The organism is Streptomyces sp. BK79 (assembly GCF_044142145.1).
Classification (GTDB): domain Bacteria; phylum Actinomycetota; class Actinomycetes; order Streptomycetales; family Streptomycetaceae; genus Streptomyces.
The window spans coordinates 1-11939 of record NZ_JBHVOC010000055.1 but is presented as its reverse complement, the minus strand read 5'-3'; the positions used below and the strand labels follow the sequence as shown (position 1 = coordinate 11939).

Sequence of the window (11939 nt, the reverse complement as noted above, 5' to 3'; positions counted from 1 at the left end):
AAGCCGCCCGCCGTCGTCCCCCTCGTCTGCACGCTCATTCGCAGGCGTCGCCTCAAGACGGCGCGCTCTTGATCCTTTATGAACTCCAAAGGGCGCAGCTCGCTGGCCTTCCGGGCGGCATCGCTGTACCGCGACATAGCACGCACGCTGCCAGCCCTTTAGGGAAGCCGCAGGTCCCGCAGCTGTCGCCGGGAGGTGATGCTCAGCTTGCGGAAGATGCTGCGGAGGTGGGCCTCAATGGTGCGCGGGCTCAAGAACAGCTGTGCGCCGACCTCCCGGGAGGTCGCCCCGGTAGCTACCAGCCGGGCGATCGTCAGCTCCTGTGCGGTGAGCGCGTCCGAGGGCTGGGCGGTCCGGCTGCGTGGGTGCTCGCCGGTGGCGCGCAGCTCGCGGGCGGCGCGTGCGGCGAACGCTTCCGCACCCATGTCCGACAGCATCTGGTGGGCGGTGCGGAGCTGCTGGCGGGCGCCTTGGCGGCGGCCCTCGCGGCGTAGCCACTCGCCATAGACGAGATGAGCTCGGGCCAGCTGGGTGGCCACTCGGCAGTTTCGTAGCTGCTCGATCGCCTCGCGGTAGTACTCCTCGGCGGCCGGGCCGGTGCTGACCAATGCCCGTGAGCGCGCTGCCAGCCCGAGCCCCCACGGGGTGCCGCTGGCCAGCGCCCGTGAGCTGAGCTGGTCCAGCGCAGCGGTCGCACGCTCCGGCCGGCCGCCACGGCATGCCGCTTCAATGAGCTCGGAGTGGGCCAGGTTGCTGTGGGTCAGCTCGTCGGACTCGAAAGCCCGCGTCGCAGCGACCAGAGCCGCCGAGTAGTCGCCCAGACCGTTGTGCAGCACCGCCATGGCGTACTGCGCCAGGAAGTCCTCAGTTCGGCGCCCACGTCCAGCCGCTTCCCGGACCATGGTCGCGTGGATCTCGGTGGTCTCGTCCGAGCGGCCGCGCCAGGCAGCCAGGATGAGCTGGCCGTGGAGCACGGGCACAGTTCTGGTCGCGGCCGCGATCGCGGTCTGTTCGGCGGCCCGGGAGAAGTCACCAGAGAGCACCAGCATGACGGACTGGACGAGCAGTGCTGCCGGGAGCGTGGCCAGCGCGCCGGTTTCCCTGACCAGCCGGACATGACGAGCGGCCAGCGCGTGCACCATCTGGTCGTCGAAGAGCGACATCGCGGTCCGGCCGGCCAGCCACAGCCAGCGGCGGTCGTCGCTGTCGTTCACGGCATGATCGTCCCGCTCGTGACGATTGAAGGCGTCCAACGCCCGCCGCAGGCCGGGCACTCCTGCCGCGTAGCCCTGCGTGAACGTCGTCACCAGCCCGTCGAGCAACAGATCCACGGGCCTCGGCGTCTCCGGTGGTGCGGGCGCGGCCCGGGCTGCGTCGGCCACCGCACGCACGCCGCCGCCGGGTCCGCGGTCGCCAGTAACGATTGCCGCATCGAGCGCATCCAGGTAGGTCTCCCGGGACAGCGGCGGGTCCAGCGGGGCGAGGCTCTTGGCGGCGTCCAGCAGCATCCGCGGCCCCTCGCCGCCCCTTGCCCCGTGGAACGCGAGCCGAGCATGCAGCAGCTCTAGGCGGGCCTGCGCCACGGCGTCCAACGGCCCGGCCGCGGCGACTGTCAGCAGCTCCAGGGCTTCGGACGCACCTGCCTCGTGCTTGGCGTGCGCAGCTTCCAGGGCCCGTTCCGCCCGGACGGCCGGCCTGGGGGTCAGCTCGGCCGCACGCTTCAGGAACGCCGCCGCGGCGGCCAACCCGCCGCGGGCGCGGGCCCGTCCGGCCGAACGCTCCAGCTCCGCGGCGGCGTCCTCATCAGTGCCCACCACCGCCTGCGCGCGGTGCCAGGCACGCCGGTCCGGATCGACCTGCTGGTCGGTGACGGCGGCCAGCGCGCCGTGCGCCCGGCGCCGGTCGGTCGGTGTGGCCGCCCGGTAGACCGCCGAGCGCACCAGCGGGTGCCGGAACCGCACACGGAAGTCGAACTCCAGCAGCCCGGCGGCCTCCGCGGGCGCAGCCGCCTCGCGGGCGATCCCCAGCTCCGCGGCCGCGCGCCACAGCAACGCCGCGTCCCCGGTCGGCTCGGCCGCGGCAACCACCAGCAGCATCCGCGCGTCGGCAGGCAGGCTGTTCGCGCGGCGCCGAAAGCCGTCCTCGATCCGGCGCGGAACGCTCACCACGTCCGGCAACTCGAACCCGCCCGCGAACTGCACCGCCGGAGCACCCCGGGGTAGCTCCAACAACGCCAGCGGATTGCCGCGCGCCTCGGCTACGATCCGGTCGCGCACCACATCGTCCAGTGGTGCGCGGACCGCGGTGGCCAGCAGCGTCTGGGCATCGGAGGCCCCCAGCCCCGCCAGGCGCAGTTCCGGCAACCCGCTGAACGCCTCGACGTCGGTCACACCGGGATCGCGCAGCGCAAACACCATCACCACCCGCTCGGCCCCCACTCGCCGGGCCACGAAAGCCAGAACCTGCGCAGACGCCTGATCGAGCCACTGCGCATCATCGACCACACACAGCAACGGCCCGTTCTCGGCCAACAGGCTCAGCACCGCCAACCCCACCAGGAACCGGTCCGGCGCAGCACCCTCGCGCAGCCCGAACGCCACCCCGAGCGCGGCCTGCTGCGGCTCGGGCAGCTCGACCGCCCGCGCCAGGAACGGGGCGCACAACTGGTGCAGGCCCGCGAACGCGAACTCTGCCTCGGCCTCCACCCCGGCCGCGTCGTGAACCCCGAATCCCGCCGCCACGGCGGTCTCCCGCATGTGCTGCAGGAGGGCGGACTTGCCGATGCCGGCTTCCCCGCGCACCACCAACACTCCGCTGTCGCCGCCCTGCGCCTGAGCCAGCAGCTGCTCGAGCGCCGCCTGCTCGGCGCGCCGTCCCACGAGCATCGCCTGGTCCTCCCCTGGCGCCGACACGGCGTCTATCCGGTAATTGTCACCGACGCGAAGCGCGCGGGCAGCACCGGGTCGTCAGGATGCCAGCCTCCCCCGCGCCAGGGTCGGTGACGGGGTAAGGGATTTTTACCGACGCGGACCAGGCGCCTTCCCCGCGACTCTGAGAGCCCTCAGCAGAGCGACCGGGAAGGGAGCGACCACCGTGACCAGCATCGAGGTGTTCTTCCCCGCCGACGAGGAGTCCTCCCGCTACGGCAGCAGCGCGAGCGGGTCGCCGTCCACGCCCTGGCCCACCGGGAGCTGCACGGCGGTGGGGCGGGCTGTCGGAGGCCGATCGCCGGCGCCGGCTCACGCGCCCCTGACCACGCCGAAGACATTTGGGCCGACGACACGTCGGTCGACGACACCTGAAGGGAACAGCCGTGGCCTGGAGACCCCGCCAACTCGCCGAACTCGCCGGCACCACTGTGGGTGCGGTGCGGCACTACCCCGACGTCGGCCTGCTGGAGGAGCCGCCGCGGCGCGCCAACGCCACAACACGGCGACGAACCTGCCCCTCGACCTCCTCGGCGGACCGACCGCCGTGACCGCGTTCGCCTCCGGCCTGGATGACGCGACCACCCGTTTCGACCGCAACGAGCCACAGCTCAACGTCTCCACTGGCCCAGACGACGAGCGCGACACCACCACACCGGCCGCCATCGTCGAGAGCATGCGGGCGGTGCCCCTCGCTGGCGGCCTGCAGCCGGCCGGCCGCGAGCGGCTCACCACCTCGCTCGTCGCGAACACCACCGGCGACGCCACCATCCGGGCCGGCGTGCCAGCCGGGTGGCTAATCGGGGACAGGACCGGGACCGAAGCACAGGGCGAGCGCAACGACGTCGGGAGCGTGCTGCCCCCGGACCGCGCGCCGCTGGTCTCGCCGTCTACGCCGACCCGGACGACCCGGAGTCCACGGCCGGCAACGCCACCATCGCCGAGGCGACAACGATCGCGGTACGGCGGCTCGTCGGTCAATAGCAGGCAAACCACCCTCGGAAAGGAAAGATCATGGGACACGTAACCATCGGGTACGAGAACAGCACGCCGGTCGAGCTCTACTACGAGGACCAAGGCGCGGGTCAGCCCGTCGTCCTCATCCACGGCTACCCGCTCAACGGCCACAGCTGGGAGCGCCAGACGCGCGAGCTGCTCTCCGCCGGCTACCGCGTCATCACCTACGACCGCCGCGGCTTCGGCCGCTCGTCGAAAGTCGGCACCGGCTACGACTACGACACCTTCGCCGCCGACCTGAATGCCCTGCTGGGGACCCTGGACCTGCGCGATGTCGTCCTCATCGGGTTCTCGATGGGCACCGGCGAACTCGCCCGCTACATCGCTCGATACGGCCACCAGCGGGTCGCGAAGCTCGCCTTCCTGGCCTCCCTGGAGCCCTTCCTCGTCGCTCGGGACGACAACCCAGACGGCGTGCCCCAGGACGTCTTCGATGGCATCGAGGCCGCGGCCAAGGGCGACCGCTACGCCTGGTACGAGCAGTTCTTCTCCAACTTCTACAATCTCGACGAGAACCTGGGCAACCGCATCGGCCAGGAGGCGGTCACAGCCAGCTGGAACGTCGCCATCTCCAGCGCCCCCGCGGCCGCCCATGCCGTCGTCTCCTCGTGGATCGAGGACTTCCGCGCCGACGTCGAGGCCGTCCGGGCCAGCGGCACGCCGACCCTGATCCTGCACGGCACCGCCGATCGGATCCTCCCCATCGAAGTCACGGCCCACCGCTTCCGCCGGGCCCTGCCCGACGCGCAGTACGTGGAGATCGACGGCGCCCCGCACGGGCTGCTGTGGACTCACGCGGACGAGGTCAACGCCGCCCTGCTCGCCTTCCTGGGAGACCCACTCCCTAAGGGCGTCCGCCCCGGTTCGGAGGAGTCGCCATGACCACGGCCACCGGCGCCTCGCCGCGCGGCGCCGACCTCGGCGTGCGCCCGCGGCGAGCGCCTCGTCCATACGCTGCCCGTGCCGTGGCAGCGGTTCGGCGTGCTCGATGGGCAAGCTCGTCGCCGGCGATCGACGAACGGGTCCCGACCCTAACCGCGGCGGCGGGGCCATCGGTCAAGGTACTCGGGCCCGTGGTCTGCGGGCCTAGAAGCACCTGCGGCAGGCCGCTGAGCATGCTCACACCATTCACGGTCAGGTCGGCACCACTGAACGGGACCCGGCTCGGTGGGGTGGCACTGCCGCAGCAGGGGCCCGAGGATGCGCTCATCAGGATCCGAGCGGGGCTCACCGGCATCGCGCTCGTGCACGGGGTCGGCGTCCTTGTCGGGGCGTCGGACGATCCCGCCGGCCTCGGACGGTATGGCACGGACTTCTGGGGCCGGAAGATGGTCACGGCTGAGGGGACGCGATGAGGGCAACCGGTGCTCCGGCTCCGCTCGTCGGACGACAGGCAGAGATCGCTGCCGTGACCGAGGTGCTCGACCGAGCCCGCCGTGGCACGGGTGGCGCCCTGGTGCTCTGGGGTGAGCCGGGCATCGGCAAGACCGCACTTCTCGACCACGTCACCGCGGCGTCTCCCGATTTCGCCCCGCTGGCGGTACAGCCCGCACGGTGCGAGTCCGGGACCCCCTTCGCCGGCCTGGACACGCTGCTCCGGCCGGTCGAGCACCTGATCGCGACTCTTCCGGTGTCCCAGGCGTCAGCGTTGCGAGGCGTGCTCGCGGGCGAGGTCACCGGAGCGGGCCGGTCGCTCACCGCCGTGGCGGTCCTGTCCCTGCTGTCGGCGCTGGCAGTCGACCGCCCGCTACTGATCGTCGTGGACGACGCACACCGGCTCGACGCGGAGACCGAGTTCGTGCTCGGATTCGTCGCCCGGCGGGTGGGGACCGATCCGGTGGTGGTCCTGGTCGCCGGCCACGACGCGCCTGCCGGCGGATCGTGGGAGGGGGTCGATCCGCTCGCGGTGAGTCCTCTCGCTGACGACCACGCCGCCCAACTGGTCGCCGCCGCTCACCCCGGCCTCGACGGCCCCGAGGTCACCCGCGCGGTGAAAGCAGGTGGGGGCAACCCGCTGGCACTGCACGAGCTGCCTGTACCAATCGACGATCTTGCCGCCGGCACGGTGCCCGTGGGGCCCCGGCTGCGTACGGCCTTCGCCGAGCGCCTGCAGACCATGCCGACCCCGGCACGCGAGTTCGTCGTGCTCATGGCCGCGGCTCGTGCCGACGGTGATCAGCTCACGCTCGCACGGTCAGCACGTTCCCGCGCCGCCGAGGAGCCGGTCTGGGAGGAGACGATCCGGTCGGGTCTGCTCGCCGGGACGCCCGACCGGCCTGCGCTACGGCACCCGGTGGTCCGGGCCGCTGTCTACGCGAGCGCCTCCCCGTCTGAGCGCAGGAAGGCCCACCGGACCCTGGCCGCCGCGCTTCCCCCGGGCAGTCGCGGGCATGTCTGGCACCGGGCCGCGACCGTTCACGACGTCGACGAGGAGATCGCCGGGCTGCTCGAGCAGACGGTGCCCTCGGGCGCCGGCGCGGTACCGATCCTGCGGCGGGCCGCCGAGCTGTCCGCCGACCCGGCCGCTGCGACCCGCAGGCTCGCCGGCGCGGCCGTGGCCGCCTGGCACGGCGGCGACGCCACGATGGCGCGTCGGTTGCTGGCCGATGCCCGGAGCCTGACCGACGAGGTTCTGGCCACCCGCGCCAGCCGCGGCCTGCGCGGGGTACTCGAACTCGCCGAGGGGTCTCTGGAACGAGCCCACCGATCGATCAGTCGCGACATCGCCGCGTTCGATGATCCGCGCATGAGAGTGGAGCTCGGCGCCGCTGCCCTGCACGCGGGATGGTCCGCGGCCCGCGACGACCTCGTCGGCGAGACCCTCACTCGTCTCGCGGGGCTGTCGACCCCTGGGCTGCCTGAGGTCCTCCCGATCGTCCGGACGTGGTGGGGGCCAGCGACGGACCCGGCACGGGCAGCGTCGTCGGCAGAACTCGGTGACGTCATGGCGCACATCTCCCGGGTGGAGTCGCAGCTGCTCCCGGCGTCGCCGCTCGGACTGGTGTGGAGCCTCGACGAGCCACTCGCCGATGCTGTGCACGCCCTTGTCCGCAGGCACCGCCGTCACGCCGATGGCACCTCGCTTGCTGCGGCGCTGGCTCGGATCGCGCGACTCGACATCGCTGCGGGCCGGTGGGGCGCTGCGGAGGACGCCGCGGCCGAGGGGCTCGCGTCGGCCGAGCGGATCGGTGCCGAGCACATCGCTGCGGAGTGCCGGAACTGCCTCGGGTGGCTCGCCGCCGCCCGCGGTGACGGCCGCAGCGTCGACCATCTGACCGTTCGGACCCTGCAGCTGGCCGGGCCGCGCCGCGACCGTGCGGTCAGCGCCTCGGCCCACTGGAACCGTGGAATGGCCGCTCTGGCGGCCGGTCGCGCCGATGCTGCACTCGACCTGCTCGCCCGCTTGGACGAGCACGGGCACGAGGCAGCACATCCGATCGTCGCTCTGCTGGCAAGCCTGGACACGATCGAGGCCGCCGTGCACGCGCGGCGGCCGGAGATCGGCCAGCGCCGCGCCGAGGCGCTAGACGCCTGGGTACGGCGCACCGGCGCGCACTGGGCGAGATTCACAGCACACCTGGCACGCGCACTGCTGGACGAACCCGCCGCCGAACGGTCCTACCGGGCGGCGCTGGACATGCCCGGTGCGTCCCGGCGCCCGTTCGACCACGCACGGGCCCGGCTGCTCTACGGCGAGTGGTTGCGGCGACAGCGGCGGCGCCGAGACGCCCACCAGCAGCTCGACGCCGCTGCCGAGACGTTCCACGCACTGGGAGCGCACCCGATGCTCGAGCGGGCCCGGCGTGAGCAGCGTCTGATCATGGCACCCGCACGCCGTAACACTGCCGCCGGCACGGGCATGGCAACGCTGACGGCACAGGAACGCCGGGTGGCCCAGCTTGCCGCCGGCGATCTGACCAACCGGGAGATCGGGGCCCGTCTGCGGATCAGCGACCGCACCGTCGGGCATCACCTATCCAACGTGTTCGCCAAGCTGGGGCTCTGCTCACGGCGCGACTTGGCGGCCACCGGCATCTCCGGACGGAGATGATTCCGGCTCGGTCGCGACGCCTCACCGCCTACCGTGCACGAGCTCGTCAGAGGGCATCTGATCTATGTAGTTGGTAATTAGGGAGGACCTCCCCGGCCGGGTCGGTCGAACAGCGTGGGTCGCAGCTCGGGGGCGAGGTACCAGTCCCGCTGCCGCCAGCCCATCGCCGTCGGACCCAACGCGGGCAGCAGTGCCGCCCACGGCTCGGACGGCCCGGCGACGGGGTCGGCGTCACCGGCGACGACATACCCCGTGCCCTCGTCCAGCGAGACCGCCTCCGCGCCGATCGCGGCCAGCGCGCGGCCAGCGCGCGGCGCACCTCCGTCACCCGCCACCCGGTCCACCACTTGAGGTCGCCCTCGGTCGCCGGACCACACGCCGTCAGCCACCGGCGCAGCAACTCGGCCTGCGCCTCGCCCGGGTCCAACTCGGGGTGCCGGGGCGCCGGTGCCCAGCGGAACTGGCTGGACGTCCACGAGCCCAGCGGCCGGCCCCGCACCACCTTGCCCTCCACACCCAGCACCCTCAGCAGACGGGTGGAGACGGTGTGCACGCCCTCGTAGCTCTTCCCGGCCGCGTAGACGAACTGCTCCTTCAGGCGCGGCTCGTCGCGGGCCAGTTCGGCCGCCGTGGCCTGGCCGCGCCGGGCCAGCGCGGCCAGGGCCGACTCCTCGACCTCCGTCAGCCAGGCGGCGCCCGGAGCCGCGGCCTCCGCCATGCTCCTGAGCAGTCCGGACCGCTCCCGGGCGGCGACGGTGCGGCCGGTGGAGGCGTGCACGACCGCCGTCAGCTCCGTCGGGAACACGAACACGGTGTGCCGCATGCCGTGCATCCGGACCAACGACCCGTCGTCGTACAGCGCCCGCTCCGTCTCCTTCACGGTCTTCGCCGCGTCCGCCAGCCGCGCGCCCACGGCCAGATGCACCGTCGCCGGGTCGGTGCCGTCCAGCGCGACCAGTGATGCGGCGACCTTCTCCGGGCTCCCCGCCCGCGCGGCCCCCGCCAGCCGCTGACGCAGGGCCAGCCGGTGCCGCCGCTCGGCCGTCCCGATGTGCCGTCGTCCGTCGTCACCCATGCAGGCCCTCCGCCCGTCGTCCGTCCGCAGCGTGTTCGGCAGGTGCGCTTGGTGCGTGTGCTCGGTGACAGCGGGCCTCCCCCGAGGGCCGGCTAGGGCGTGCCGTCCGCCGACAGGCGCTGGGTGATCCGGTCGAACAGGTCCGTCAGCGGCTCCCCGATGTCCCGGCCGAACCCGGTGAGCCCGTACGTGACCTGCGGCGGCGTCGTCGGCTCGACCTTCCGCCAGACCAGGCCGTCCTCGACCAGGACGCGCAGGGTCTGGGCGAGCATCTTCTCGCTGATGCCCCGGATGCTCTCGCGCAGCTCGTAGAACCGTAGGTCGTTGCGCCGCAGGGCGATCAGCACCCAGATGCCCCACCTGCTGGTCACATGGTCGACCACGTCGCGCGCCAGGCAGTCGGTGTGAAACACGTCATACCGCTCGCCGGTCCCGACCCGTCTGCGTTGCATGCCTTCCGTCATGTCATGAACTTACCTCCAGGTATGCCCCTTACCAGAAGTTAGTCCTCGCTCCTAGCGTGCAGGTCCACAGAGGACATCCGAGAAGGAGCTGGACATGATCGTGGTGACCGGGGCGACCGGGAACATCGGGCGGCCGCTGACGCGGGCGCTGGCGGAGGCGGGCGAGCAGGTGACGGCGGTGTCGCGGCACCCGGCGGCGGTGCCGGACGGCGTCCGCCACCTGGTGGCCGACCTCGCCGACCCGGCAGGCCTGCGGCCCGCGCTGGCCGGGGCGAAGTCGCTGTTCCTGCTGCTCTCCGGCGATCTGCACGCGCTCGGCGCCCAACCGGCCGACATCGTCGCCGAGGCCGTGGACGGCGGGGTCCGCCGCATCGTCCTGCTCTCCACGCTCGGCGTGGTGACCAGGCCCTTCGGGGCGACGCGGATCGCGATGCGGGCGCTGGAGGACACCGTGCGGGAATCCGGCCTGGAGTGGGCCGTGCTGCGGCCCGGCGGGTTCGCCTCCAACGCCCTGTGGTGGGCCGAGTCCGTCCGTGCGCGACGGGTCGTCGCCGCGCCCTTCGGCGACGTCGGTGTGCCGGTCGTCGACCCCGCGGACATCGCCGAGGTGGCGGCGGCCTGTCTGCTGGAGGACCGCCACACCGGCGGCGCGTACGAGCTGACCGGCCCGGAGGTGATCACTCCGCGCGGGCAGACCGAGGCCCTCGCGGCAGCGCTCGGCACGCCCGTGGCCTTCCACGAGCTGACCCGCGACGAGGCCAGGGCCGCCATGGCCCAGAGCATGCCGGCCGAACTCGCCGACGACACCCTGGACATCCTCGGCAACCCGAGCCCGGCCGAGCTGCGCGTCAGCCCGGACGTCGAACGGGTCCTCGGGCGCGCCCCGCGCCCCTTCGCCGACTGGGCCGCCCGCAACGTCGCCGCGTTCCGCTGAGACCGGCCGCACCGGGGCGCCGTACCGGGGCCAGGCGCTAGAACACGTCGCGCAGGGTCTCCAGGAGGCGGGCGATGTTCGCCTCGTCGCGGCGGTAGTAGGTCCACTTGCCGCGTCGGGTGGCGACCACCAGCCCTGCCTGCCGCAGCATGGTGAGGTACTGGGAGGTGGTGGACTGCCCCAGGCCCATGCGCCGCTGGATGTCGGTCACGCAGACGCCGATCTCGACGTCCTCGGCCTTCTGGCCGGGGAAGCTCATGGGGTCCTTGAGCCACACCAGCATCTGGCGGCGGGCGGGGTTGGACAGGGCCCGGAATACGGACAGCAACTGCTCTTCCGAGAACACGGCGTGATCGTAACCCATTCTCATATTGACGATTCGCGATACGACGATTTATCTTCGCCGTATGTCCTCTTCGATGCGTGTGATGGAACTCGTCCGTTTCGGTGGTGCGGACACCGCGTTCGCGGCACGGGAACGGCCCATGCCCAGCCCTGGGCCCGGCCAGCTGCTGGTGAGGGTCATGGCCACCTCCGTGAATCCCCTGGACCTGCAGACCCGCCGCGGCGACTACCGCGACCAGGTGGCGCTGCCGGCGGTGATCGGCAACGACGTGTCCGGCGTGGTGGTCGAGACCGGCACGGGGGCGGGCGACTACCGGCCGGGCGACGAGGTCTGGTACTTGGCGCCGGTGTTCACCGGCCAGGGGACCTATGCCGAGTTCCACGTGGTCGACCAGGCCCTGGTCGCCCGCAAGCCCTCCCGCTTGTCGCATGTCGAGGCCGCCGGTCTCGCACTCGTGGGGGTGACGGCGTGGGAGGCGCTGGTCGAACGGGCCGGAGTGCGGGCCGGGGAGCGCGTCCTGGTGCACGGCGGCGCGGGCGGGGTCGGTTCGGTCGCCATCCAGGTCGCACGTGCGCTGCGGGCCGAGGTGGTCACCACCGCGCGGGCGCGGGATCACGACTTCGTCACCCGGCTGGGAGCGGACGTCACGATCGACTTCTCGGCCGGTGACTATGTGCCGCAGGTGCGGGCCCTGGGCGGGGTGGACGTCGTGCTGGACACGGTGGGCCGGGACACCCTCACCCGCAGTGCGCTGGCTCTGGCCGACCGAGGCCGCGTGGTGTCGATCGTGGACATTCCCGAGCCGCAGAACCTCCTCGCCGCTTGGGGCGTGAACGCGACCTACCATTTCCTCTTCGTCAGTCCCGGCCGGGCGAAACTGGAGGCCCTCGGCCGCTTGGTCGAGCAGGGCGAACTCCGGCCGGTGATCGGCGCCGTGCTGCCGCTGGCCGACGTCGCCCACGCCCACAGCGTCTTGGAAGGCGGCTCCGCCGACGAAGGACGCCAACGCCCGCGCGGCAAGATCGCTCTCGCCGTGCATCCCGTGGACGAGACCCCGCACGCGGCGGCGGCCCGGACCTGAGGAATGGGGCGTCTAGCGCACCCGTTGTCTCCTCGTATGAGCGA

General features: G+C 72.5%; 9 protein-coding genes and 1 pseudogene. 6 read left to right on the top strand and 4 right to left on the bottom strand.

From position 1 onward, the window contains the following. Window positions 1–158: 158 nt before the first annotated feature. Window positions 159–2885 (bottom strand): ATP-binding protein, encoded by a 2727-nt coding sequence (locus tag ACFIF2_RS35610; RefSeq protein WP_395577437.1) that lies wholly within the window; start codon window positions 2883–2885, stop codon window positions 159–161. A gap of 428 nt (window positions 2886–3313) precedes the next feature. On the opposite strand from ACFIF2_RS35610, the gene ACFIF2_RS35605 reads away from it, so the two are divergent. The 4 genes from ACFIF2_RS35605 to ACFIF2_RS35590 all read left to right on the top strand — a co-directional run bounded on the left by ACFIF2_RS35605 (window position 3314) and on the right by ACFIF2_RS35590 (window position 7995). Next, window positions 3314–3478, top strand: a complete 165-nt coding sequence (locus tag ACFIF2_RS35605; RefSeq protein ID WP_395577436.1) for a hypothetical protein — start codon at window positions 3314–3316, stop codon at window positions 3476–3478. After that, window positions 3475–3954: a serine hydrolase gene (locus tag ACFIF2_RS35600; protein ID WP_395577435.1), complete on the top strand. Its 480-nt coding sequence runs from the start codon at window positions 3475–3477 to the stop codon at window positions 3952–3954. The genes ACFIF2_RS35605 and ACFIF2_RS35600 overlap by 4 nt, the downstream gene beginning before the upstream one ends. Next, window positions 3942–4826, top strand: a complete 885-nt coding sequence (locus ACFIF2_RS35595) for an alpha/beta fold hydrolase (protein ID WP_395577434.1) — start codon at window positions 3942–3944, stop codon at window positions 4824–4826. The genes ACFIF2_RS35600 and ACFIF2_RS35595 overlap by 13 nt, the downstream gene beginning before the upstream one ends. Before the next feature lie 469 nt (window positions 4827–5295). After that, a complete protein-coding gene (locus ACFIF2_RS35590) occupies window positions 5296–7995 on the top strand; it encodes an AAA family ATPase (protein WP_395577433.1) in 2700 nt (899 codons plus the stop codon). 83 nt (window positions 7996–8078) lie between these two features. Here the strand turns inward: ACFIF2_RS35590 and ACFIF2_RS35585 are convergent. Then, window positions 8079–9070, bottom strand: a pseudogene (locus tag ACFIF2_RS35585) (winged helix DNA-binding domain-containing protein); the annotation flags it as partial. Between the two features lie 92 nt (window positions 9071–9162). Beyond that, window positions 9163–9534, bottom strand: a complete 372-nt coding sequence (locus tag ACFIF2_RS35580) for a winged helix-turn-helix transcriptional regulator (protein ID WP_395577432.1) — start codon at window positions 9532–9534, stop codon at window positions 9163–9165. A gap of 94 nt (window positions 9535–9628) precedes the next feature. Between ACFIF2_RS35580 and ACFIF2_RS35575 the strand changes: the two genes are divergently transcribed. After that, the gene (locus ACFIF2_RS35575) at window positions 9629–10468 is read left to right on the top strand and encodes an SDR family oxidoreductase (protein WP_395577431.1); all 840 of its coding nucleotides are present in this window, start codon (window positions 9629–9631) and stop codon (window positions 10466–10468) included. Window positions 10469–10505: 37 nt separating this feature from the next. Here the strand turns inward: ACFIF2_RS35575 and ACFIF2_RS35570 are convergent, their stop codons facing one another. Next, a complete protein-coding gene (locus ACFIF2_RS35570; protein WP_003977860.1) occupies window positions 10506–10814 on the bottom strand; it encodes a helix-turn-helix transcriptional regulator in 309 nt (102 codons plus the stop codon). Window positions 10815–10875: 61 nt separating this feature from the next. On the opposite strand from ACFIF2_RS35570, the gene ACFIF2_RS35565 reads away from it, so the two are divergent. Further along, the gene (locus tag ACFIF2_RS35565; RefSeq protein WP_395577430.1) at window positions 10876–11895 is read left to right on the top strand and encodes a zinc-binding dehydrogenase; all 1020 of its coding nucleotides are present in this window, start codon (window positions 10876–10878) and stop codon (window positions 11893–11895) included. Window positions 11896–11939: the final 44 nt, after the last annotated feature.

Bases quoted from the DNA above. Each gene is read 5' to 3' on its own strand.
- ACFIF2_RS35575 (WP_395577431.1), top strand. From the start codon at position 9,629: ATGATCGTGGTGACCGGGGCGACCGGGAACATCGGGCGGCCGCTGACG.
- ACFIF2_RS35595 (WP_395577434.1), top strand. From the start codon at position 3,942: ATGGGACACGTAACCATCGGGTACGAGAACAGCACGCCGGTCGAGCTC.
- ACFIF2_RS35610 (WP_395577437.1), bottom strand. From the start codon at position 2,885: ATGCTCGTGGGACGGCGCGCCGAGCAGGCGGCGCTCGAGCAGCTGCTG.
- ACFIF2_RS35580 (WP_395577432.1), bottom strand. From the start codon at position 9,534: ATGACGGAAGGCATGCAACGCAGACGGGTCGGGACCGGCGAGCGGTAT.
- ACFIF2_RS35565 (WP_395577430.1), top strand. From the start codon at position 10,876: ATGTCCTCTTCGATGCGTGTGATGGAACTCGTCCGTTTCGGTGGTGCG.
- ACFIF2_RS35590 (WP_395577433.1), top strand. From the start codon at position 5,296: ATGAGGGCAACCGGTGCTCCGGCTCCGCTCGTCGGACGACAGGCAGAG.